A 22,466-nucleotide genomic window follows, 5' to 3' on the forward strand; every position below is an offset into this window, starting at 1 on the left:
AAGTCAACATCGGCTCGTGAACTACCTCACCGTGTTTCCTTTATCTCAGTCGAAGACTACGCAATCCGTACGCAGATGGGCAAGGCGCTTTCACTTTTCTTATTCATCGTTTGTTAATTTTCTTGTCTCTTGCGGATATATCTCATTGAACTGAACTAAAATATCTAGTATTAGTTTTAATTCTTCTTCATTGTATTTCTTAAATAATTCGGAAAGAGAATTGGATAACGGTTTGAATAATTCGCGAATTTCGGAAGCACGGTGTGTTAGTGGGTGAATAATCACACGTCTTCGATCATTGGGATCTTCCCTGCGCTCCACAAGATCTACTTTCTCCAAACGATCTATCACTCCTGTAATCGCTCCTGTAGTCAAATTTGTTAATTTAGCAAGCTTTCCAGCGGAAATAGGCCCTGTATAATTAAGAAGGTCTCTGCATTTCAAATCTGTGGCATTTAGATGAAGCTTAGCAGCAATCCCTTCAATAAAGAACAGATTTACCGTACTAAATTTTCTCAATTCCTGAATCAGGGAAGGGATAAATTCCTCCTTAAGTAATGATTCCTCTGTCACATAAATCCCATCTTTCGATTTAAGATAAAACAACTTTGAAAAGATTTAGTTACTAATTATCTTAGTTACTAAGACAATTATGGGGAGGAGTCGATTTATTGTCAAACATTTTTTATCCCAAATACTTTATAAATGGATGAAATAGAAGGAAATTCCTTTATTTTAAAGAATCCTTATATAATAAAAATAAAAAAGGCAGGTTACTTATTATGCTAATAAGGAAGCTCCAAGCTTCAGATTATAAAAATGTTATTTCCGTTATTGATGAATGGTGGGGCGGCAGACAAATGTCTGATATGCTTCCTAAATTATTTTTTGTGCATTTTCAGTCTACTAGTTTTATAGCGGAGGAAGATGGAAATATCATTGGATTTCTAGTAGGTTTCCTTTCCCAAACACATGGAAATGAAGCTTATATTCATTTCATAGGAGTTCATCCGAACTACAGAAAAGCAGGGGTTGCGAGGAAATTGTACGAGGTATTTTTTGAAACGGTAAAACAAAAGGGGTGTGATACAGTGCGCTGTGTAACTTCTCCTATCAATAAAACCTCTATCGATTTTCATACGCGCTTGGGTTTTGAAGTAGAGGAGGGTGATTCAATAATAGAGGGGGTTTCCATTCATTCTGACTATGATGGACGTGGAGGAAGCAGGGTTTTATTTATTAAGCGATTAACTTAAAGGAAAATGAAAGCTATGTAAAAGACTAATTTTTTGATTAGTCTTTTTTACGGAAATGGAGTAATTTTTCATGGCAGTGGTGTAGGATAGACATTATTTATGAAAAGTTGCCGTCTAAGCCAAATTACCACCATTTCACACAATAATTTGTTTTTCTAGATATTGTTTTGCATTAGGACCACAATTAAATAATAAATCTACTATAGATAAATTATGGATGAACGTTCCCCACCGTTGGGGATAGACAGGATGGTTAAAATGCTGATAAACCACTTTTATATGATTGTCTTCAAAAGCCTCCTCGTTCATGTATGATTTTGCACCTGAACCTGATAAATAAATTTCAGCACCTAGAGATTTACAGATACTAATAATTTTTGTATTCTTCTCCCCGTATACTCCACTCATTTCGGATGAGCGTATCATTGGTGTCTTTATATCTAAGTGCTCCCGGATTAATTCGATTAGCGCTAAGTTGAAATCTATTAATTTATTGCCGGAGTGTTGGTATATATCAATGAAAGAAGGAGAAAGACTTTCCCAATAATCTGCTTTTTGATAGCAACCTTGCAGAGTGTAAATATGTCTATGTTTCCAATCTAATTGATTATTCATCTCAATATCTTTTATTTGCGCTTTTTTATTTAATATAGGAATAGCTAACGAAATCATTCCATTCGAGCCCTTTATTACATTTCTTCTTTCTTCTTTATTGGAACACAATACATCATCTAAAATGACAAAGATATCACTGGAGAGCATTTTATGAAAAAAGCCAAACCAGGGGATATAATTTGGCTGATGAATTCCTACAATCATGGATGAATAACACTTCCTTTACTAAAAACAACGGAGATCAAGCTTTGCTTAATAAGCGTACCATCTTAATATTCATGTTGTGTCCGCTTCGAAAACCGATAAAATGCCCTTTTATTTGCTGCCCGATCAACATCAAATCTCCTACTAGATCCAACACTTTATGTCTTGCAATTTCATTGCTCCACCGCAAAGTTGCATTACCGCTGGGGACGGATAAACAATTGTCGATATTTTTGCCGAAATATTGAAGCATAAGGTCATAATCCTCATCCAAAATAAAAGACCGTGCTATTGCCAACTCTGAAATAAAGTTTTCATCATTGATGGTGGAAAAATGAGCAACTTGAGTTGGGATTTGTTCCTCCGGATATTGGAGAAAATAGGTGATGGAAAAATGGTCTGATGGAAGTCCAAGAAGGAAGGAGTCATATCGTTTGCCGTTCATTGTTTCGAAATCGTCCAGCACCCAAAGTGGTTCTTTCACCACTTTATATTGTAAAGGAACAGATTGAGCAATGGGAGCAGCTTTTAGAAGGGCAACTATAAATTCCCAGCTGCTAAATGTTGATACTACTGGTATATATGGGCTATTTAAGTGAATACGTATATTCGTAATTCCTAATCCAGAAATTGCTGCTAAAATATGCTCTGTATGTTCGATACGTATTCCATTCTTTTCTAAAGACGACCATCGTTTATTCATTACCGCATATTCAAAGCGACATTCTATTTCAGGTTTATCTGGTAAATCATCGCGAATAAAAACGATTCCTGTGTCGGGTTCGGCTGCTTCGAACACCACTTTTGCTGGAAACTTTCCGTTAACTGCCATACCCGAAACTTCCGAATTAAATGTAATCGTTTTTTGCACTTATATCACCTTCAATAAAGTAAAGTCTTTTTATAGGTTTTTAAAGAGCAAGGGGGAAACTTCTATCATTCTTTTAAAATTAGGCACTTTTTGATGATATATTTTGGTATACTTCCTTCATAAGTTCTGCTTTATTTATACATCAATATGGTGAAATCGTTAGGTTTGTAGGAATGATATACATTAATTCGGTTAGTGAGTTTAAAACACATATCGAGAATTTCTACTGGATCAAAATGTGTTTCCGTTGTTCCTATATATTCGCTGGGCATTTTAGTGGTTAGTAAATTAAAGGCAATCCCTTTATTGCATAATGTAAACATTTTTTCTACGCTTTCTTCTAGAAACTTTTTCATGTCCTCATTCGGAACGGTAACACTAAAAGTTCCGGAAGCGACTAGATAATCGTATTGTTGGTCCGTTTCGAGCTCAAAAAGAGATTTGTTCATGAAATTACCATCAGGGTGCTTTTTCTTAGCAAATTCGATAAAATCCCTTTGAATGTCTAATCCTGAGTATCGAATATTATCGTAATTTTTTTCTAAAATAAAATCATATAAGTGCCCTAATCCACAGCCAACATCGAGTAAAGTAATTTCCTTCGTTTGGTCCTCCTCAAACAATTTACATAAATATTGAAATCTAATGTTTTGGCTTTCTGTACTTCCCCATTGAACGTCCTTATAAGAGTCCGTAATCTTATTTGTTTCAAAAAATTTCACAGTGAAAGCTTTGAATTTATCATGAGTACCTTTATCCATGATATGTCCTCCTTTAAAATTCTAATTATGTGGATGAAGCTATATAGAATAACGATTACATCTATTAGTAAATGTTGATATCTGATTTTTCGACATAGACAAACAAGCAAAAAATATTGGATAAAATGGCGGAATAGAGCGTGTGTATAAAAACAAGGCTTATCTTCTTGATCTTTCTTGTATTTGTCTGGTTACCGATCATATCAGATAATAATCTAAATAAAAAAGGATTATTGCCCTTTTCTAAAGAATGTTTTTATAGATTGTGAAGATTATGTTTTTATGAAAGGTGGATGATGATGAATCGAGTACAAAAAGCATATGATGAGCTTTCCTACGACTATGAGCATCGTGTGGATAAGCATGCATTGTACAATATTGACTATGAGCGGCCAGCGATGATGAACCTTCTGCCACAAGACCTTAAGGGGAAAATGATACTCGATGCCGGTTGTGCAGCCGGGTGGTATACGGAGCAATTTATTAAACTAGGTGCAGGCGTTACCGCAATCGATCTCAGCTCGGAAATGGTCGCAGCCACCAAAAGGAGAGTTGGAGATCAAGCGGAAGTTCTCTGTCTGGATCTTGCAGATAAGCTTCCTTTTAAAGACAATACATTTGATTTTATCGTCAGCTCGCTTGTTCTTCATTATGTGAAGGATTGGGGACCGACATTTCAAGAATTTAAAAGGATATTAAAACCGGATGGAATCCTGCTATTTTCAGTCCACCACCCATTTATGGATATCAATATGTCGCAAAACCAAGACTATTTTTCTACCGAATTCATTGTCGATCAGTGGAAAAGACAAGGGAAGTTCATTGAGGTGACTTTCTATCGCCGTCCCCTGCACCTTATATTAAATGAAACACTTGCCCATTTTTCACTGGAGAAATTGATAGAGCCCCAACCAACAAAGGAGTTCGAAAAGAAGAATCCCGAAACGTATGAAAAGCTCATGAAAAATCCACACTTCATGATCATAAAAGCACGTGTGTTAGGTACCGGATTAGAGTAATGATAATCTGGTGTTTAACACCACTCGTGGACACAGAAGGACTAAATTTATCATGCAGAGGGAGTAAAAAATGATTCAGACTGAAAATGATATTCTGCAGCTTGTAAGAGAAGATAAATGGATGATGGATATTCTGCGGACTGCTAAAACACTGAATCTGCCAGATTGGTGGGTGTGTGCAGGCTTTGTTCGTTCGAAAATTTGGGATACCCTCCATGGATTCGAGGAGAGAACACCAATTCCGGATGTTGATGTCATCTATTTCGATGAAAAAAACACGGATGAATCCGAGGAAAAGAGATTAGAAGAAAGTTTGAGACATTTACATCCTAATGTTCCATGGTCCGTAAAAAATGAAGCGAGAATGCATGTGAAGAATAATATCCCGCCGTATTCCTCCTCCGTTGACGCAATATCGAAATTTCCCGAAACGGCAACGGCATTGGGGCTAAAATTAGATGAAGAGGATCAGCTTATTTTAACTGCTCCTTGTGGACTGGAGGATGTGCTTCATTTAAAAGTGAAACCTTCACCATATTTTATGGAAGAAAGAGAACGGGAATCGATATACGAGGAGCGAATAATCAAAAAGAACTGGAAGTCCATTTGGAATAAAATAAACATAACGTATATTACAAAATAAATGAGGTCAGAACGATGAATTTTTCTATGATATTTGATATGGATGGAACTCTCTTTCAAACGGATAAGATTTTAGAAATAAGTCTGGAAGAAACATTCCAAGAGCTGCGGCAAAAGGGTCTATGGGAAAAGGAAACTCCAATTGAAAAATACCGTCAGATTATGGGTGTCCCATTGTCCGTAGTCTGGGAAACCCTTTTACCAACCCATCCATCTGAAATTCGCACAATGGCAAATGAGTTTTTTCACGATCAATTAATCTATAACATACAAAACGGCAACGGCGATTTGTATCCCCGTGTGGAGGAGTTATTTACCTATTTAAAAAATAGAAATATCCCTATTTTTATCGCCAGCAATGGGTTGCCAAATTATTTGGAATCCATTGTTAAATACTATCACCTGGATTACTGGGTTAAAGAGGTTTTCAGTATTCAGCAAATTAAATCGAAGGATAAATCAGATCTTGTACAAATGATTTTAGAAAAATACAAGATTCAAAGGGGAGCCGTCGTAGGGGATCGGTTATCGGATATAAAAGCAGCAAAATCCAATGGTCTATATGCTATTGGCTGCCGGTTTGATTTTGCCCAGGAGGATGAGTTTGCCCATGCTGATTTCATCATTGATGATTTAATGGAAATAAAAGAAATTATCGAAGAGGAAGAGGGGGTAAAACCATGAGACAAATCATCGGACTTGGCGGTGGCGGGTTTTCAATGGAACCGGAAAATCCGTTATTAGACTTATATGTTTTACAACAATCCAGAAAAGCCACTCCTTCTATCTGCTTTTTGCCGACAGCGAGCGGAGATGCAGAAAACTATATTAATAGGTTTTATAATGCTTTTAATCAACATAATTGCAAGCCTTCCCATCTATCGCTATTCAAGCCGCCAACAAGAGATTTGGAGGATTTTATATTGTCTAAGGATATTATTTATGTAGGCGGCGGGAATACAAAGAACTTGTTGATTCTTTGGCAAGAATGGGGCTTAAATCAAATGTTAAAAAAGGCGTGGGATCAAGGGGTTGTACTTGCAGGAATTAGTGCAGGGTCTATCTGCTGGTTTGAAGAAGGAGTAACGGATTCCTATGGCGATGAGCTTGAACCTATTGAAGCGCTTGGATTCCTGAAAGGAAGTCATTGCCCTCATTACGATGCAGAACTGGAAAGAAGACCGGCTTATCATAGACTTATAGAAACAACCCAAATTAAACCAGGGATAGCGGCGGACGATGGAGTAGCGATCCATTTTGTCGAACAGGATATTGCTAAAATTGTCAGTTCAAGACCGAACGCAAAAGCATATCAAGTATTGCTTGAAAACACAGTGGTGGAAAGAGAATTACAAACAGAATTTTTAGGGTCTTAAGCGGAAACAATATTTTAAAAGCGAGGTGATGAGATGCCTGCAATGTTAACGTTTGGCGAAAAAGAAGAATCGATTGAGTATCAACCAAGAGTAGGGTGCTACGGAATTATTTTTAACGAGGATAGAACAAAGGTAGGTGTTGTGAATATTCATGACCGCTATTTTCTTCCTGGAGGAGGAAAGGAAGGCAATGAAAGTGATGTGGATTGCCTTAAAAGAGAGGTTTTAGAAGAAATGGGATGTGATGTTCAAGTTAATGAATTCATCGGAAAAGCACAGAGATATTTTTATTCACAACACTACAATGACTATTACTTAAGCATCGGACATTTCTATACATGCCAATTAGGTGAAAAAATAATGGAACCAATTGAAGAAGATCATGTTTATGAAATGGTAGAAATAGAAGTGGCAATAGAAAGGCTTATTCATGAACATCAAAGCTGGGCGATTCAGCATGCATTAGGGCTGAACTGAAAGGGTAAGGGGGTGGATTCTTTGAAAAAGTATATAAATGTCCGAGGGAAGCAAATATATGTTGAAACACATGGAGCCGATCATTTGCCCAAACTTCTTTATTTGCATGGCGGCCCTGGCTCCGGGTGCTGTGATTTTACCTATTTTCAATCTAGTATTCTTTCAAAAAGTATTCAGCTTATAACACTGGACCAAAGGGGGATTGGACGTTCAGAAGAGTTGGCAGAGACTGATGATTTAGCATTGGATGATCTTGTGGATGATTGTGAAGAAATCCGAAAACAGCTGGGCATTAATAGTTGGTCGGTTTTAGGCCATTCCTTTGGTGCGATGTTAGTAGTTTTATATGCAACCAAATACTCTGATTCTCTTGATAAGCTAATTTTTGAGTGCCCAACCTTTGATTTAGAGCTTTCAGCGAAATCTCTTTTAAAAGGGGCATTCCATGAATATGAAAAGAAACAAAATCGGGTGATGATGGAAAGATGTTTAGAATATATTCACGGTAATCAATCATCAAAAGAAACGTGGTCGATGCTTATGGATCTTATGAATGAGTTAGGAGAAGACAGAGAAAATCTATATTATAAAAATACTTCACCTGATGTTTTCAATAAGATATATAGGGAAGCATATGATTCACCAAATGAAATGTGGGAAAAGCAAGGATTGTTTCAACGGAAACTTTACCAGGACGAAAGATTATTTGAATCCTTTCTTCCTTTATTAGAAAAAATAGTGCATCCTGCTCTGCTTATAAAAGGAAAGTATGATTGGGTAGCATCGGACGATCAAGTGGAGTCCTTCTTGAAAGCTGTTCCATATGCTTCTTTTAAGCAATTTGAAAATAGCGGTCATTTTCCACATATAGAAGAAAAGGACGAGTTTGCAGAAGCGGTTAGTCAATTTTTAAATAGATAAATGGAAGTTGACTAGGGTGGTGCCCAATTTCAAGGGATCCATGGTAATTGAATAGTGAGAGGGGTGTCCGGAACCAGGGTGAGTTGGGAAAATCGGTCACCAAAGAGGATACCGAATCTTAGGGAATATATGGATATTTGGTCCTGAAAATGCCCAGTATTTATATTGAACGGAAAGTACTTAACCAAAATGATCCAAAATGCCAATTATCAAACAATAATCTAAAAGATGCACATATGAAATTTTTAAGTAACTCATTTAAGGAGGAATTAGGTGATTCCACAACGTGTTAGCTTAATTACAATTGGTGCTATTGATTTGCCGAATTTGCGCGCATTTTATAAGAGCTTGGGCTGGGAAGAAACCAATGTAAGTTCGGATGATTATGCTGTATTTAAAACAGCAGGGGTTTTACTTTCGTTATTCCCAATCGAGGAGCTGGCGAAAGATGCAGGTGTCAATATTTCAGCATCACAGGCATACTCTCGGGTTGCTCTTGCTATTAATGTAGATAAGCCCGATCAAGTTGATGAGGTAATAAGTAATATTAGACAATCCAATGGGGAAATTCTAAGAGAACCAAGTGATGCCTTCTGGGGAGGCAGGACTGCTTATTTTGCCGATCCCGAAAATAATCTTTGGGAGGTTGCTTGGAATCCAACCGCTGTTTTTGACGAAAGAGGAGCAATGATTGATTTTTAATTTAAGGGGGAAAAAACATTGAGCCAAGAAGTATTAATCAGAAAAGCCACCCATCAAGACATTCCTGAACTCTACCAATTAATGATCGAATATATTGTAGATTTCTATAAACAGCCGAGACCAGATGAAGGCGAACTTAAAGGTTTAATAGAGCATTTGTTAAAAAATCCTTCCAGCGGGCAGCAATTTGTTGCAGAGCTGGATGGCGGGTTAGTCGGATTTGCCACTTTGTATTTTACATTTAGTACATTAAGGGTAAAGAGGCAAGCAGTATTAAACGATTTGTTTGTAAACGCGGATATCAGAGGGAAAAAGGTGGGGGAAAAGTTATTTCAACATTGCCTGGATTACATACGTGAAAATGGCTTTTGCTCTATGACTTGGGAGACGGCAAAGGATAATGTGGCAGCGCAGTCGCTATATAATAAGATGGGCGGGGAAATCTCTCCGTGGTTGTTTTATGAAATAAGTTAAGGATCCATATATGGCCCTTCCGCTGCAAAAATTACATGATTAATAGAAAACGTAAGGGCCATTATTCTTAATAGTTTTCCTGAATTTCTAATAATTCATCTATCGTCAAAAGTGCAAAAAAATGTTTTTTCCGTTCCTGTAACTCCGAAATATATGGTTTAATATTCAATGTTTTTTTAATCAAATGACTAGTTTTTCAACTAACACAAAGATAAATCAATTTTTGCTAAAGAACGTCACTGTTAAAAACCTCACTTATTTTTAAATAAGATGTCTTTTTCTTAAACGAGCAACAAGCAAAAGTAAAATAAGCGGAGATACTTCCGTTAAATGAAGAATGGAGCTCTTTTTGGGGTAAATAAGGGGAGATTTTCCGATTATGCAAAGCAAAATCTCCTAATTATACATTTTTCGAGACAATAAGCGGAATCTCTCCGTCTATTTATGCCTTTTTTAATAATAATTACGAATTAAGCGGAATTTTTCCGTCTATTTATTAGATCATGTACTTGACCTGCCCCTAACAGAAACCCTCATTTCACTAGATACATCTAATAAATTGATTACACAGTTTGCAATGCTTTTAAGACATATTTTATAGTGTGACCAATGGCTATTGCCCACTTGTTAAATCCAGTGCTAAATCTGATTCTATTTTCAATATTAAAACTTAGTAAAAAAAGCAAGCAGATTTATATGCTAATTTGCTTGCTAAAACTCTTGTTCTTTTTATTTTTCTACCTCTGAACCGAACTACTTAGCAAAATCCCCTGCTCTTTTAATGATTAATCCTTCACTAAACCGCCACGCAATGTATTTATACCATGTTCTAAATACCCTTTTAAACAGGTAAGCATGTAAACCCAGCCTTCTTTATTGTCGATCATTTTATAAAGTAGCTCAGGATCATCGCTCTTAAAACCATCCTCGTTCACTTCAATAATAGTAGTAGAGCTATCTAGCTCTTTGAGCGAAATCGTAACCACATTTTCGGCTCCTGGTGCACCCCATAAGAAAACAATTTTTTTATCTGGATCTACCTCTGCAATTTTTATTTCCAATTGTGCATCGTACTCATCGTATGTAAGCGTGATGGCTTTTCCCTGTTCCCATCTTTCGGAGCTGGATGACCACCAGAAATTTTTGATTTTCGAAGGATCTGCGAAAGCCTCGAATACATCATGTGCAGGTTTTAAAATTTTCATTTTGGTAAGATTGTTCATTTTTCATCATCCTTCTTATCTTTTTGTAATCCCTTTGTTAATACAATTCAAACATCTTTCTCTTCATATTCGATTTGGTGTTTGGTGTCATGAAGCGGGCTATCTCTTTTAATCTCTATCTTTTTCCCGACAGTTATATCATCGTAGGGGGTATACTGGTTGGAAGGTGCTGATTTTCTTTTGAAAAATCGAAAGCAAACAACCCCAATTACCACAATAATGATTAGTATAAAAAAATATCCCAAATCCGAACCTCCCCTTATAGGATTTTATTATTTTATTCTGTAAAACTCACTATATTCCTGCTCTCTTGGTATGGAATATTTTTTAAACATTATTTATTGTGCTTTAGGACTAATTACTCTCTACATATTTTGACCACAATCATCCATTTCAACTCCTTCTAAGAACATAATCATAGAATAATAAAAAAACGCTTAAAATCTAGTGAAGTAAATCCTCCTTTTCTCTTATTTTTGTTAAAACACAGACAAAATAAAAGCCAAAAGGAACAGGACTATTTTCGCAAAATTCTTATTAGTTTCTTAACCTTAACAAAACATTATATTCATATATTTCTCCTAACATTTTATTTGTAAGACAAAAATAAATGAAGGGGAGAGTTGGAATGAAAAGAAAAACTGCAATTACTGCTGCTGTTGCTGCTCTTATGATTACAACTGGTTCTACTTATGCTGCAATGAACTTGAACAGAACAGCCGGACCCGTGGGTGAGAATACTGGTTTTACTCCTTATAATACCGCCTTGACACCTGCCGGCCAGCAAATTACATTAGGAAATTTTCCAATGGGTGGAGCTTTAAGCCCAGATGGAAGGTATTTAGTTATTTCAAATGATGGTCAAGGAACACAATCTCTTCAGGTAATCGATACCAATACGAATAAAGTGGTTCAGACAATCGAATATAAATCTCCGGAGGCTTTATATTTGGGTGTTGCATTTAGTCCTGATGGGAAAACATTGTATGCGTCAGCCGGTGGAAATAATAAGATTCGTCAATTTACTTTTACGGATGGGCAATTATCCGAAAAACCAGCCATCCTGTTAAAAGACAGTAAAAATAGCAATTTCTATCCTGCTGGACTTTCGGTATCACCGGATGGTGCATATCTGTATGTCGCGAATAATTTAGACCATTCCGTTTCTAAAGTTGATCTTGGAACCCAAAAAATTGTTCAAACGGTTTCCGTTGGAAAGAACCCATATACAGCTTTTTTATCAAAGGATGGAAAGTCATTGTACGTCAGCAATTGGGGGGAAAGCAGTGTAACACTCCTGAATCCCGAAACAATGGAAGTGAAGAAAACCATTCCGACTGAGTTGCATCCGAATGCCATTGCGGAAAATCCGGTAACAGGGGATATATACATTTCTAATTCAGACGATGATTCCGTCTCTATCATTGATGCAAAATCGCAACAAGTTGTACAGACCCTTTCCGTTAAGCCATTTAATCAATCTCCTACTGGAAGTCAGCCAGATGCCTTAACGGTTTCAAAAGACGGAAAAACCTTATATGTCGCCAATGCAGGCAACAATGATGTAGTTATGATTGATCTGTCTTCGAAAAAGGCAAAAATAAAAGGACTTATTCCAACCGCATGGTATCCGACAGGCGTTTACCTGAACAAGGATAAAGTAATGGTTACGAATGCAAAAGGATTAGGGGCAGGTCCAAATGATCAAGGTCAGTATATCGGCAGTATGATCGAAGGGACACTTTCTATTTTCGACACACCAAATGAGCATGAGTTAAATCAATATACAAAACAGGTATTTAGTAACTTAACGGATAAAGGAGAAGGGAAAAGAACAGGTAATAATCCTATTCCGATGAACCCAGAAGGAAAATCACCAATTAAACACGTGATATATATCATCAAAGAGAATCGTACATATGACCAGGTGTTTGGTGATTTAGGAAAGGGAAATGGGGATCCTAGCTTAACAAGTTTCGGTGAAAAGATTACCCCAAATCTTCATAAGCTCGCAAATCAATTTGTGACATTCGACAATTTTTATGCAGATGCCGAGATCAGTGCGCAAGGTCATAACTGGTCTACAGCAGCCAAAGCGAATGATTATACAGAAAAGAACTGGATGGCGAACTACTCCAGCCGCAAACGGGCATATGATTTTGAAGGGGACAATGAAGCTGCTTATCCAAAAGCCGGGTTCCTTTGGAATAATGCACATCGTTCAGGTGTATCGTTCCGCGATTATGGTGAATTCATTAACTTCGACAAGGCCAAAAATCAATGGGTAGCAACGGATCCTAGTATTGGTGACAACTTCGATCCAGCTTTCCCGGGATGGAATCTTGATATTTCAGATTTGGATCGACAAGCTGAATGGGAAAGGGAATTCAACGAATTTGTGAAAAATGATAACCTGCCGCAGCTGCAGATTGTTCGTCTTGGGAATGATCACACACAGGGAACGAAAGTCGGGAAATTAACACCGGAAGCGATGGTTGCCCAAAATGATGCTGCTGTCGGAAAGCTTGTGGATGCGGTCAGTCACTCGAAATATTGGAAAGACACGGCTATTTTCATTACCCAGGACGATGCGCAAAACGGCTGGGATCATGTCGACGCACACCGTACGGAAGCGCTGGTCATCAGCCCTTATACACAAACAGGTAAATTAGATAGTACTTTCTATGATACTACTTCGATGATTCGCACGATGGAATTAATCCTTGGAATGAAGCCGATGTCCCAATACGATGCATCAAGTATTCCAATGTACAATGCCTTTACACATAAGCCTGATTTTACTGCGTATCAATATGAAGAACCGCGTACTTCATTGGAGGAAAAGAACGGAAACAACACACCGGGAGCACAAATTTCCGCCAAACTGGACTTCTCCGGAGCAGACCACGCCAACGAGGATCAGTTAAACCAAGTATTGTGGGAAAAGACCATGAAAGGCAAACCGTATCCGAAAAACAAACATAAATAATCTAGTTGAGAGCCTCCTATCTCGGGGGCTCTATCCATACATAGAGAGGAGAAATTTATGAAAAAGTTCATTCGTTTCTTTTCGAGGCGATTAGTACTTCTTTCCGTTATGGTGATGTTGTTATTTATATGGGGCATTTATTCTGCTGCACAAATGAAAACGGAGTATCTTCCGCAAATTAATAACCCGATTTTAATGGTTACTTGGAAATCACCCGCCGAAACTGATGGTGTCACTACTGACCAAATGAATAATAATCTTGTTCGTTCTTTAAAGGAAGTGGACGGACTGCAATCTATTCAATCAACGATTTACTCGCAGGGATTGTTTGCAAGTTTAACCTTTTCACAAAACTTCGATGTGGAACAAGCAGAAAGAAATATCCAAGCCGCCATTCAGCAAGTGAATTTTCCGGCAAATGTTAACAAGCCCGAGATCCAAAAGATTAGCTCGGATGCCTTTCCTTTTATGGAAATCAGCGCATCGTCCGCAAGTTTTGCAAAACAATTAAACGAAATAAAAGGCGTAAAAAAAATAAATGTAACCGGGAATGGTCAAAAAGGGTTAATCGTTAATTTGGACAATAAAAAGCTGCTTGAAAATGGCCTTCGTTTTGAGGATGTCCAAAATGTGCTTCAGAATGACAAGAATATTTGGCCTGAAGGAACGGTTGCGACGAAAAATCTCCAGATGATGCTGAAGGTAGAAGGGACGGCAGACCAAAAGGCGGACCTTGAAAATAGGATTATTAAAACAGCAAATAATAAACAGGTTTTATTAAAGGATATTGCCAAGATTGAGAAGGGAACAATAAATGTCCAAACGAAGGTAAGAACAAATGGGAAACCGAGTGTCATACTAGATTTGTATAAAAAGAACTCAGCGGATGTCACAAAAGTAAGCAAGGATGTAATGACAAAGCTGGCTAAGATTAAGCAGTCTAATCCTGATGATACATTTACGATTCTATCTAATCAGGGACAAACAGTATCCCATGCGATTAATGGATTGTGGAAGGAGGGCGCACTTGGCTGTTTATTTTCGATGCTATGTGTTTTCTTCTTTTTTCGTGAATGGAGGTCTACTGCTGTAATTGCCCTGACATTGCCAATATGTTTTCTTGTTGCGGTATCCATTTTACAAGCAATGGGAATCACTTTGAATCTATTAACCGTATCCGGGTTGATTGTTTCTATGGGTAGGGTGGTAGATGACTCCATTGTGGTGCTAGACAATATCTATCGCAGACTTGAAAAGAATGGCAGTTATTCATTAGATTTATTAGCTTCTGCTGTAAAGGAAATGGTTCCAGCTGTTGTTTCTTCGACCTTGACCACCATTGCTGTGTATTTACCATTAACCATGACAAAAAACATGATCGGTCAAGCATTTTACGGACTGGGTTGGGCGGTGACCATTTCGCTACTTTGTTCATTAGTAGTCTCTATCCTTATTTTGCCGCCTTATGTCGCAAATACTTGGAGGGGGCGTTTTTATGCAAAAGCACCAAAAACAGAAAAGTCGGCTATAGTCCTGCTGGAAAAGGTTTGGGTACATCGAAGCAAATGGATTAGCGGGTTGACGGTTGTTCTTATCTTAGCTATCATCAGCGCTTTCTTTATACCTGTAAATGTTCTTCCACGGACACATGCACAAGATCTTAACATTCAAGTCGAAGCGAAAGAAGGAGCCACACTTGAACAGGTTGATGCCGATGTTAGGGCATTGGAAGCTTTATTGCAAAAACATAAGGAGATAGCTGCTTATTCGTCGTCCGTTGGATCCATATTTGCACCAGCATTCGATGACGTGTTCGATCAAGGGGGAGGATGGATCCAGCAGCCAAACATTGCAAATGTATATGTGACACCCCAAAAAGGAGTTGATATCGCTCAATTAACCAGTATATTAAGACAGGATATCAAAAATCTTTCCACAAGCTCCAAGTATACCATTACAAATCAGAAAATTGCCGGGGATGATTCCAGAGTGAACTTGATGTTAACGGGGGATAATCCCAGCAAACTAGCAAAAACTGCAGGTCTCTTAAGAGGGAAATTGCAGACAATTAAAGGTTTACAGATATATGGGGACGCGGAACAATCTGATCAGGAAAGGTTTACGATTGAACTTAACGAAGACAAAATAAATGATTCAGGGTTAGATAAGCAAGCGATACTAGTGAAGTTGGAATCTTTTTTGAATAAGCGCACTGATATCCAAGTTGCGAATTCTGCGTCTTCCTATCAAGTGGAACTTCGCAAGCCTTCTGCTGTTTCACTTTCCTATTCACAAGGATCCGATTCTGAGCAGGAATGGCTTACACAATTGGGCCACTTGTCCTTCCAAAATAAGAATGGGGAAACAGTCAAACTACAGGAATTTGCAAAGCTGAATGTGGATTCACCACTATTAACGAGTGAAAAAGATGGCCAGCCGATTGCAGTTGTAACTGGGAATATTTTGACCACTGATATCGGAGAGGTAACAAAACAGATTAAAGATACTATAAACAAAGTTGAGCTGCCAAAAGGAATACAGATTGAATTTGGAGGTATCCCTCAGCAGGTTCAGCAAATGATTTGGAGTATTGGTTTAGCTGGAGTTGTGTCTATTATTCTGGTTCTGTTTATTATCTCATGTATTTTTAAGGGGATTAGAGGTCCAGTTGCGGTATTATCCTCTTTGCCTTTTGCCTTAATCGGATCGGTTTTATTCCTGTTTATTTTTAGGCAATCATGGAATCTAGGTGCATTAGTAGGAATGGTAATGCTGATCGGTATTGTCACAACAAATGGAATCGTACTTGTCGATCGATTGGAGAGGCTGCGAGAGGAGGGAGAACCATTAAAAAGATTCATCATTGAAGGTACTGCAAGCCGTGTGAGACCAGTACTTATGACAGCTGCAACGACTATCCTGACTCTTTTACCGTTAGCATTCTCAGGACAGTCGGATACGCTCATATCCCAATCTCTTGGACTGGTAGTGGTTGGCGGAATGATTACTTCCACCCTTGCAAGTCTTTTAGTTATTCCAACTGTTTATTATTGGATGTGGAAATCGGTTCGGCGAACACATTTACACAGTCGGAATGTTTTATCATATGGAGATTAAAGAATTGGCTGCCTTTTTGGCAGTCAATTTTTATGCTAAAAATTTTAATAAATTTGTAGAGTACTATCCTTGGGTGGTATTCTCTTTTTCTTTAAGATAAGCCTCATACACTTCCTTTACTTTGTCCGATTCTGGTGCTACATTTGAAAGTTTCTTACTTATGTTATTTAGTAAGTATAATCCTCTAAATAAACAGCCTGCTACAATTCCAAAAGCAATAAAACCGGCAAAAATTGGTCCTAGCATAAATAAAAGATAACCTAATATGGTAGCCAAAACGATGGATAAAATTAGATACATAAATTCTCCTCTTGTGGATAACTTATTTTTACATTAATGGTATCATAAAGTTATTATTAGGAAAACAGAGAAATATCTGGAAGGTTCTCGTGGAATAAAAATAGGACCTCCTTCAAGGAAGTCCATAACTAATTTAGCCTTTTAAAATGCAGCGGTCCAGCCCGCATCCGCTAATACCACCGTTCCATTAACAAAGCTGGATTCATCAGAAGCTAAGAATAAAGCAACTTTAGCGATTTCTTCTGGTTTTCCTGTTCGCGGCATAACACCTTGTACTGCTTTTGTACGATCGAAACCAAATTCATTAATATTTTTCATTGATGCAGCGATGTTTGTTTCTACACCGCCTGGTGCAATTGCGTTACAGCGAATCCCTTTATTAGCATACATGTATCCTGTATTCTTAGTAAGTCCTACAACAGCATGTTTTGATGCCCCATAAGCAGCACCCGCATGAGCGCCGTTTAATCCACCGGTAGAAGCTATATTGACGATCACCCCATTGCCTTTTTCTAAGAAAATTGGGATTGCTTTTCGCATTGCCCGCATAACACCTTTTGTATTTATATCAAAAATTAAATCCCATCGTTCATCATTTATGTCACCAACAGGCTCAAATCCATCCATAATTCCGGCATTATTCACGAGAATGTCTAAAGTTCCATATTCTTTGACAGCTGTATCAATCATATTTTCGATATCTTCTAATTTTGCAACATTTGCTTGAATGGCCAATGCAACTCCACCATTATTCGTAATCCCATCCGCAACAGCTTTTGCACCTTCTGCATTAAGGTCTGCAACGATGACTTTTGCGCCTTCCTTTGCATATAACTCTGCAATAGCTTTTCCCATTCCGGATGCTGCTCCTGTTACAACCGCAACTTTATTTTCTAGTTTCATGAAAAGTCCTCCATTCATTTGGATTTTAATGAACATTTGTTGCTTATCTATCTACTAAATATAATATAATCAAAGTATCCAACGTACAATCAGCAAATGAAGGTCTATTTGTTGGAAAATCAACACTATCTCTTATATTTGTTTATTAATTTTTATTATTGAACAGCGAGGGTTTCTTATGTCTAAAAATAATTCTATTGATAGAAGAATCGCTAAATCCAAACAGGCATTAAAGGATGCGTTAATATCTTTAATGCAAAAGAAGGATTTTAAAGAAATTACCATTACAGACCTTGTACAATTGGCAAACTTGAACCGAGGGACTTTTTACAAGCATTATCAATATAAAGAGGATCTATTAGAAGAGATGATGGACGATGTCATATCCAATCTAATTGCCTCTTATCGGGAACCATATATAAACAGCGAAACGTTTGAGGTAAGAAAACTTACTTCTTCCGCTATTAAAATTTTTGACCATGTGGATAAATACAGGGGATTTTATACTTTAATCGTTCAATCAAGTGCACTATCAGGATTCCAAAATAAGATTTGTCATGTTTTAAAAGACTTGGTTTTGCACGATTTATACGATCATCACCCCGATGCAAAAATAGATCGCGAACTGCAAGCAAGCTTTCATGCGTATGCCATTTTCGGGATGATGGTAGAGTGGATTAATCAAGGATTTAAATACAGCTCTACCTATATGGCAGAACAATTATTGAAAATCATCCAGTTTAGTCAGGTGAACACTGTTTTTAAGTTACATTTAACGGAATAATTTTCAACAAATTTGGTCTTGAGCAATAGGAAAGAAAACGAAAACAAAAAAAGAGTCAGTAGTATTGGTGAGACTCCTTTGTATTTATTGGAACTTATTATATGCTATTGTTATTTTCTTCTGCATCTTTTAATTTAGTTCCAGCTATATTAATTATTTTTGATAAAGCAATAGTTATGATGATAAGACAGATAATTCCTACCTTGGAAAACGAAAGTCCAATAAAACGGTGATCTAAAAATAGTATATAAAGTGTAAATAGTGAAAGATTTAATAAAGTTGAAATCAACGAAAATAGCTTTATAAGATATTTATTTTTGCCAGGAATATCTTGAAGAAAACCAATCAATTCATATGGAATAATCCATATTATGATACATAGAGAAAAAGTAAAAACAGAAGGCCAGTTGTAAATTGTTATGTTCAGTATTGGAATTATGCTTAAAAGATAAATCAAAAAGCTAAAGATTCCTGTATATAAAGCAACAATTAATAAAATAACCACTACAATACATAACCAAAAGATTCCCTTTTTCATAAATCCCCCTTTATATACAGCTTATCCATAATAATAGTCAATATAAAATTATGCATCCTTAGTATTTAATTATCACAAAGGATGCATAACTTTTAAAACAAGGAATGAAAAAATAAGAGATTTAATGATTTTTGCTCGTGCACTATCTACGTCAACCGGCATGCTAGGAGAACGGACTTGCAAGAATTGCTTCTGAAACAAATGTAACTGTATCTGGAAATACGTAATTTTCTTAGGATAGCTTTTGATTTGAACGAAGATCACCGATCGACTATAAAACGGATTAGCAAATAAACAGTAATAGCAATTAGATGGCCGAAATTGATTACCATCTGATTCAAGAGACCAAGTGGAAGGAAAAACTGAAGAGAGTTGTCCTTTATAAAAATTCAAAAGACCAAGAGTAACGCAAAAACGAAAGCGAGCTGCCCTTTACGAGAAGAGAAGTTTTTCTCACACTATCAGAAAAGGCAACCTTCATCAAAAAGAAGGAAATACCTCGGAGATTGAGGAATTCATTAATGATACATTTGGAAGGAGAAAACCAATGATATATCAAAAAGGAGCATTACTTGTACGAAAACTTGTTGATACGGATAAAGAAAAGTTAGTAAAGTGGCTATCTGATCCCTGTGTCCTTGAATATTATGAAGGCAGAGATCAGCCGCATGATATGGAGATGGTGACAAAGCATTTTTACAATCGGGAAAATAGTGAAGTTACTGGTTGTATCATAGAATACGAGGGTGCAGAAATTGGCTATATTCAATTTTACCCATTAGAAGAGGATGAGATAGAAGAATACGGATACGCAGATACACCTGAAACGATATTTGGAACCGATCAATTTATTGGGGAAGTTCTGTATTGGAATAAAGGAATCGGCAAGCAGCTGGTTTCTTCCATGATAGAATTTTTGGTAAGGGAAAAAGGCGCAGACAGAGTCGTGATGGATCCGCAAAGCTGGAATGAACGTGCTATTGCCTGTTATGAAAAATGCGGGATGAAAAAAGTGAAATTTCTCCCGAAACATGAGATGCATGAAGGGGAACTTCGTGACTGCTGGCTAATGGAATATAAAAAATAAGGCGGGGATAGTATGGAAGAGTTAATAACGGAAATTCCCATACTTCGATCAGCCAAAAAAGTCGAAGAAATACATAAGGGATATTCCTTCGATAAGAAGTATCTTGTTACCGTGAATGAACAGGAAAAGTACTTATTACGTACTAGCGGTGCCAAGGAATATGAAAGAAAAACAACGGAATTTGCTATTTTACAAGAAATGAAGAAGCTGCATGTACAATCTCCGCAACCAATTGAGCTAGGTTTATTGGAGGATAAGGGAATGTGCTACAGTGTGTATTCTTATGTGGAAGGCGAAGATGCAAAGATAAAGCTTCCTGCGTATACTCTTAGGGAACAGTATTCAATTGGTATGGCCGCTAGCCAGGATCTTAAACGCATGCATTCCCTTCAGGCTCCGTCAACAATTGAATCATGGTTTCCAAGGATAACGAAGAAATATAAAAGATACATAGATGCATATAAAACGTGTGGAAAAAGAATTCATTCAGACCATAGGCTAATAGATTTTATCGAAACGAATGTTGATCTTCTAAAAAATCGTCCAAATCGCTTTCAACATGATGACTTTCATCCAGGAAATATCATTGAAAAAAATAAGCAATACAGTGGTGTTATCGATTTTGAACGCTTCGATTGGGGAGACCCATTCCATGATTTTGTAAAAGTAGGAATGTTCTCGTGTGAAACAAGTATTCCATTTTCGGTTGGACAAATTATCGGATATTTTAATGGTGAAATTCCGGAACATTTTTGGAGGCTGTATTCTATCTATTTAGTTATGACCATTTTCTCTTCTATTGTCTGGACGTTAAAAGCGGCGCCTGACACCATTGATGAAATGATGGAGAGGTTGTATCGAGTGATGGAAGATCATAAGAATTTTGAAAATCTTACTCCAGGTTGGTTTTTAACAGGATTTAAGCAATAAAAAGAGAGGAGAATGTCTTATGTTTTTTCTCCAAATGTCAGGCTTTCCAGGATCAGGGAAGTCGACACTTGCGAGACAAATCGGTAAAAGAACAGGTGCTGTTGTGATCGATCATGATATTGTAAAATCAGCTTTTCTAGAATCCCTAGACGAAAAGCAGGTAGATGCCAAAACTACAGGAAGCATTTCATATGATATTGAATGGGCACTAATCGATTTCCATTTGTCGCAAGGACATAGTGTTATTTTTGATAGCCCTTGCTTCTATGAAGAAATGCTGGAAAAGGGTCAGGGCATTTCCAAAAAACATCAAGCTGATTATAAATATATAGAATGTTATCTGGAGGATTTCATAGAAATAAATAGAAGGTTAAAAACTCGAGAGCGTTTGATCAGCCAGATTCAGGGTATTGAATCAGAAGAAATGTTTCGAAAATCGATTCAAAATAGTAAGCGACCGTACGGGCCGGAATTTTTAAAGGTGGATACATCCAAACCCATTCAGGATTTACTTGAGGATGCCATGAACTATCTTCAGTAAAAATAATCGGAAAAATTCAAATAAAAAATGTTACCGCTTCCACTTGAATCCCGAAAAAAATCATGATAATATGTACCTAATACTTTAATAATGCATCACATGTTACTGATACGATCAGGCATGGTGGTAATTGGAAGGTCCAAATAGTGTCCCCTTCTTTAATACCGCCATGCCTTTTTTGATGTCAAAAATGTAAAAGAGGAGTCCTTTAACATGTTTAAAAATCTTTTCAAAAAAACACCACTAGAGATATATGCACCTGTGAACGGTCGAGTTATTCCGATTGAAGAGGTTCCGGATCCTGTTTTTAGCCAAAAAATGATGGGGGAAGGGATCGCTATTATGCCTTCGAACGGCGGGATTCATTCCCCAGTTGAGGGGACGATTATCCAAGTTGCTCCGACAAAGCATGCAGTAGGCATTCTTGCGAAGGATGGAACGGAGATTCTCATCCATATTGGATTGGAAACAGTCGCATTGGAGGGAGAAGGCTTTACCGTTCGAGTAAATGAAGGGGATCGTGTCTCCATGGGTCAGCTTTTAATCGAGGTCGATTGGGAATACATTGGTACTCATGCAAGCAGTACAGTAACACCAATGGTGATAACAAACAGCCATGATGGAAATAAACAGTATACGTTCACGGAGGAAAAAGAAGGCATTCAAGGTCAGACCGTTATGATAACTGCATCCGGAAAATGATACACTGTATAAATAGTGAATACAAGGAGATGAA

The 22,466-nt window shown here is 37.3% G+C and carries 25 protein-coding genes; 16 read left to right on the forward strand and 9 right to left on the reverse strand.

What is annotated here, in order from left to right; translation table 11 throughout:
- Positions 1–99: 99 nt before the first annotated feature.
- Positions 100–573: a MarR family transcriptional regulator gene (locus AN964_RS03100; RefSeq protein WP_055738313.1), complete on the reverse strand. Its 474-nt coding sequence runs from the start codon at positions 571–573 to the stop codon at positions 100–102.
- Positions 574–782: 209 nt separating this feature from the next.
- Between AN964_RS03100 and AN964_RS03105 the strand changes: the two genes are divergently transcribed.
- A complete protein-coding gene (locus AN964_RS03105) occupies positions 783–1,256 on the forward strand; it encodes a GNAT family N-acetyltransferase (RefSeq protein WP_055738314.1) in 474 nt (157 codons plus the stop codon).
- Positions 1,257–1,391: 135 nt separating this feature from the next.
- Here the strand turns inward: AN964_RS03105 and AN964_RS03110 are convergent, their stop codons facing one another.
- From AN964_RS03110 to AN964_RS03120, 3 genes are all read right to left on the reverse strand, one after another.
- Positions 1,392–2,075 (reverse strand): WbqC family protein, encoded by a 684-nt coding sequence (locus AN964_RS03110; RefSeq protein ID WP_055738315.1) that lies wholly within the window; start codon positions 2,073–2,075, stop codon positions 1,392–1,394.
- A 37-nt stretch (positions 2,076–2,112) separates the two neighbouring features.
- Complete coding sequence (locus AN964_RS03115; RefSeq protein ID WP_055738316.1) at positions 2,113–2,946, reverse strand: UDP-3-O-acyl-N-acetylglucosamine deacetylase; 834 nt, start codon at positions 2,944–2,946, stop codon at positions 2,113–2,115.
- 131 nt (positions 2,947–3,077) lie between these two features.
- On the reverse strand, positions 3,078–3,707 hold the full coding sequence (locus AN964_RS03120) for a class I SAM-dependent methyltransferase (protein WP_055738317.1): 630 nt from the start codon (positions 3,705–3,707) through the stop codon (positions 3,078–3,080).
- Between the two features lie 299 nt (positions 3,708–4,006).
- Here AN964_RS03120 and AN964_RS03125 point away from each other — a divergent pair, with 299 nt between their 5' ends.
- From AN964_RS03125 to AN964_RS03160, 8 genes are all read left to right on the forward strand, one after another.
- Positions 4,007–4,726 carry a class I SAM-dependent methyltransferase gene (locus tag AN964_RS03125; RefSeq protein WP_321198670.1) on the forward strand — a complete coding sequence of 240 codons (720 nt, stop codon included), beginning with the start codon at positions 4,007–4,009 and terminating at the stop codon, positions 4,724–4,726.
- Positions 4,727–4,796: 70 nt separating this feature from the next.
- Positions 4,797–5,369: a nucleotidyltransferase family protein gene (locus AN964_RS03130; RefSeq protein ID WP_055738319.1), complete on the forward strand. Its 573-nt coding sequence runs from the start codon at positions 4,797–4,799 to the stop codon at positions 5,367–5,369.
- Between the two features lie 14 nt (positions 5,370–5,383).
- Complete coding sequence (locus AN964_RS03135) at positions 5,384–6,052, forward strand: HAD-IA family hydrolase (protein WP_055738320.1); 669 nt, start codon at positions 5,384–5,386, stop codon at positions 6,050–6,052.
- Positions 6,049–6,744, forward strand: a complete 696-nt coding sequence (locus AN964_RS03140; RefSeq protein ID WP_055738321.1) for a Type 1 glutamine amidotransferase-like domain-containing protein — start codon at positions 6,049–6,051, stop codon at positions 6,742–6,744. The genes AN964_RS03135 and AN964_RS03140 overlap by 4 nt, the downstream gene beginning before the upstream one ends.
- 33 nt (positions 6,745–6,777) lie before the next feature.
- Entirely contained in the window at positions 6,778–7,221 is a 444-nt protein-coding gene (locus tag AN964_RS03145; protein ID WP_055738322.1) for an NUDIX hydrolase, read from the forward strand.
- Between the two features lie 21 nt (positions 7,222–7,242).
- Positions 7,243–8,142 carry an alpha/beta fold hydrolase gene (locus AN964_RS03150; RefSeq protein ID WP_055738323.1) on the forward strand — a complete coding sequence of 300 codons (900 nt, stop codon included), beginning with the start codon at positions 7,243–7,245 and terminating at the stop codon, positions 8,140–8,142.
- A 273-nt stretch (positions 8,143–8,415) separates the two neighbouring features.
- Positions 8,416–8,844 (forward strand): VOC family protein, encoded by a 429-nt coding sequence (locus AN964_RS03155; RefSeq protein WP_055738324.1) that lies wholly within the window; start codon positions 8,416–8,418, stop codon positions 8,842–8,844.
- Between the two features lie 18 nt (positions 8,845–8,862).
- A complete protein-coding gene (locus AN964_RS03160) occupies positions 8,863–9,318 on the forward strand; it encodes a GNAT family N-acetyltransferase (RefSeq protein WP_083489203.1) in 456 nt (151 codons plus the stop codon).
- Positions 9,319–10,103: 785 nt separating this feature from the next.
- On the opposite strand, the gene AN964_RS03165 is transcribed toward AN964_RS03160, so the two are convergent.
- Together AN964_RS03165 and AN964_RS03170 are read right to left on the reverse strand one after the other, a co-directional pair.
- Complete coding sequence (locus tag AN964_RS03165) at positions 10,104–10,541, reverse strand: SRPBCC family protein (RefSeq protein ID WP_055738325.1); 438 nt, start codon at positions 10,539–10,541, stop codon at positions 10,104–10,106.
- A gap of 47 nt (positions 10,542–10,588) precedes the next feature.
- Complete coding sequence (locus AN964_RS03170; RefSeq protein WP_055738326.1) at positions 10,589–10,786, reverse strand: DUF3951 domain-containing protein; 198 nt, start codon at positions 10,784–10,786, stop codon at positions 10,589–10,591.
- Between the two features lie 383 nt (positions 10,787–11,169).
- Here AN964_RS03170 and AN964_RS03175 point away from each other — a divergent pair, with 383 nt between their 5' ends.
- Positions 11,170–13,530, forward strand: a complete 2,361-nt coding sequence (locus AN964_RS03175; RefSeq protein WP_055738327.1) for a bifunctional YncE family protein/alkaline phosphatase family protein — start codon at positions 11,170–11,172, stop codon at positions 13,528–13,530.
- A gap of 57 nt (positions 13,531–13,587) precedes the next feature.
- Entirely contained in the window at positions 13,588–16,647 is a 3,060-nt protein-coding gene (locus AN964_RS03180; RefSeq protein WP_055738328.1) for an efflux RND transporter permease subunit, read from the forward strand.
- Positions 16,648–16,710: 63 nt separating this feature from the next.
- On the opposite strand, the gene AN964_RS03185 is transcribed toward AN964_RS03180, so the two are convergent.
- Positions 16,711–16,947 carry a hypothetical protein gene (locus AN964_RS03185; RefSeq protein WP_055738329.1) on the reverse strand — a complete coding sequence of 79 codons (237 nt, stop codon included), beginning with the start codon at positions 16,945–16,947 and terminating at the stop codon, positions 16,711–16,713.
- 141 nt (positions 16,948–17,088) lie between these two features.
- Positions 17,089–17,850, reverse strand: coding sequence for an SDR family oxidoreductase (locus tag AN964_RS03190; RefSeq protein ID WP_055738330.1), 762 nt, complete (start codon positions 17,848–17,850; stop codon positions 17,089–17,091).
- Between the two features lie 178 nt (positions 17,851–18,028).
- On the opposite strand from AN964_RS03190, the gene AN964_RS03195 reads away from it, so the two are divergent.
- Positions 18,029–18,634, forward strand: a complete 606-nt coding sequence (locus tag AN964_RS03195; RefSeq protein ID WP_055738331.1) for a TetR/AcrR family transcriptional regulator — start codon at positions 18,029–18,031, stop codon at positions 18,632–18,634.
- Positions 18,635–18,731: 97 nt separating this feature from the next.
- Here AN964_RS03195 and AN964_RS03200 read toward each other — a convergent pair whose 3' ends face one another.
- Positions 18,732–19,172 (reverse strand): hypothetical protein, encoded by a 441-nt coding sequence (locus AN964_RS03200; protein WP_055738332.1) that lies wholly within the window; start codon positions 19,170–19,172, stop codon positions 18,732–18,734.
- Positions 19,173–19,719: 547 nt separating this feature from the next.
- On the opposite strand from AN964_RS03200, the gene AN964_RS03205 reads away from it, so the two are divergent.
- From AN964_RS03205 to AN964_RS03220, 4 genes are all read left to right on the forward strand, one after another.
- Positions 19,720–20,259, forward strand: a complete 540-nt coding sequence (locus tag AN964_RS03205; protein ID WP_055738333.1) for a GNAT family N-acetyltransferase — start codon at positions 19,720–19,722, stop codon at positions 20,257–20,259.
- A 12-nt stretch (positions 20,260–20,271) separates the two neighbouring features.
- Positions 20,272–21,189 carry an aminoglycoside phosphotransferase family protein gene (locus tag AN964_RS03210; RefSeq protein ID WP_055738334.1) on the forward strand — a complete coding sequence of 306 codons (918 nt, stop codon included), beginning with the start codon at positions 20,272–20,274 and terminating at the stop codon, positions 21,187–21,189.
- 19 nt (positions 21,190–21,208) lie between these two features.
- On the forward strand, positions 21,209–21,730 hold the full coding sequence (locus AN964_RS03215) for a P-loop nucleotide/nucleoside kinase family protein (RefSeq protein WP_055738335.1): 522 nt from the start codon (positions 21,209–21,211) through the stop codon (positions 21,728–21,730).
- Positions 21,731–21,943: 213 nt separating this feature from the next.
- Positions 21,944–22,432 (forward strand): PTS sugar transporter subunit IIA, encoded by a 489-nt coding sequence (locus AN964_RS03220; protein ID WP_055738336.1) that lies wholly within the window; start codon positions 21,944–21,946, stop codon positions 22,430–22,432.
- Positions 22,433–22,466 lie beyond the last annotated feature (34 nt).

This window comes from Heyndrickxia shackletonii, from assembly GCF_001420715.1.
GTDB lineage: Bacteria > Bacillota > Bacilli > Bacillales > Bacillaceae_C > Margalitia > Margalitia shackletonii.

What these genes read in the sequence shown, in the direction of transcription:
- AN964_RS03200 (WP_055738332.1), bottom strand. Translation starts at nt 19,172, where the DNA reads ATGAAAAAGGGAATCTTTTGGTTATGTATTGTAGTGGTTATTTTATTA.
- AN964_RS03180 (WP_055738328.1), top strand. Translation starts at nt 13,588, where the DNA reads ATGAAAAAGTTCATTCGTTTCTTTTCGAGGCGATTAGTACTTCTTTCC.
- AN964_RS03190 (WP_055738330.1), bottom strand. Translation starts at nt 17,850, where the DNA reads ATGAAACTAGAAAATAAAGTTGCGGTTGTAACAGGAGCAGCATCCGGA.
- AN964_RS03175 (WP_055738327.1), top strand. Translation starts at nt 11,170, where the DNA reads ATGAAAAGAAAAACTGCAATTACTGCTGCTGTTGCTGCTCTTATGATT.
- AN964_RS03135 (WP_055738320.1), top strand. Translation starts at nt 5,384, where the DNA reads ATGAATTTTTCTATGATATTTGATATGGATGGAACTCTCTTTCAAACG.
- AN964_RS03110 (WP_055738315.1), bottom strand. Translation starts at nt 2,075, where the DNA reads ATGATTGTAGGAATTCATCAGCCAAATTATATCCCCTGGTTTGGCTTT.
- AN964_RS03125 (WP_321198670.1), top strand. Translation starts at nt 4,007, where the DNA reads ATGAATCGAGTACAAAAAGCATATGATGAGCTTTCCTACGACTATGAG.
- AN964_RS03195 (WP_055738331.1), top strand. Translation starts at nt 18,029, where the DNA reads ATGTCTAAAAATAATTCTATTGATAGAAGAATCGCTAAATCCAAACAG.
- AN964_RS03205 (WP_055738333.1), top strand. Translation starts at nt 19,720, where the DNA reads ATGATATATCAAAAAGGAGCATTACTTGTACGAAAACTTGTTGATACG.
- AN964_RS03210 (WP_055738334.1), top strand. Translation starts at nt 20,272, where the DNA reads ATGGAAGAGTTAATAACGGAAATTCCCATACTTCGATCAGCCAAAAAA.
- AN964_RS03120 (WP_055738317.1), bottom strand. Translation starts at nt 3,707, where the DNA reads ATGGATAAAGGTACTCATGATAAATTCAAAGCTTTCACTGTGAAATTT.
- AN964_RS03185 (WP_055738329.1), bottom strand. Translation starts at nt 16,947, where the DNA reads ATGTATCTAATTTTATCCATCGTTTTGGCTACCATATTAGGTTATCTT.
- AN964_RS03140 (WP_055738321.1), top strand. Translation starts at nt 6,049, where the DNA reads ATGAGACAAATCATCGGACTTGGCGGTGGCGGGTTTTCAATGGAACCG.
- AN964_RS03165 (WP_055738325.1), bottom strand. Translation starts at nt 10,541, where the DNA reads ATGAACAATCTTACCAAAATGAAAATTTTAAAACCTGCACATGATGTA.
- AN964_RS03215 (WP_055738335.1), top strand. Translation starts at nt 21,209, where the DNA reads ATGTTTTTTCTCCAAATGTCAGGCTTTCCAGGATCAGGGAAGTCGACA.
- AN964_RS03220 (WP_055738336.1), top strand. Translation starts at nt 21,944, where the DNA reads ATGTTTAAAAATCTTTTCAAAAAAACACCACTAGAGATATATGCACCT.
- AN964_RS03105 (WP_055738314.1), top strand. Translation starts at nt 783, where the DNA reads ATGCTAATAAGGAAGCTCCAAGCTTCAGATTATAAAAATGTTATTTCC.
- AN964_RS03130 (WP_055738319.1), top strand. Translation starts at nt 4,797, where the DNA reads ATGATTCAGACTGAAAATGATATTCTGCAGCTTGTAAGAGAAGATAAA.
- AN964_RS03145 (WP_055738322.1), top strand. Translation starts at nt 6,778, where the DNA reads ATGCCTGCAATGTTAACGTTTGGCGAAAAAGAAGAATCGATTGAGTAT.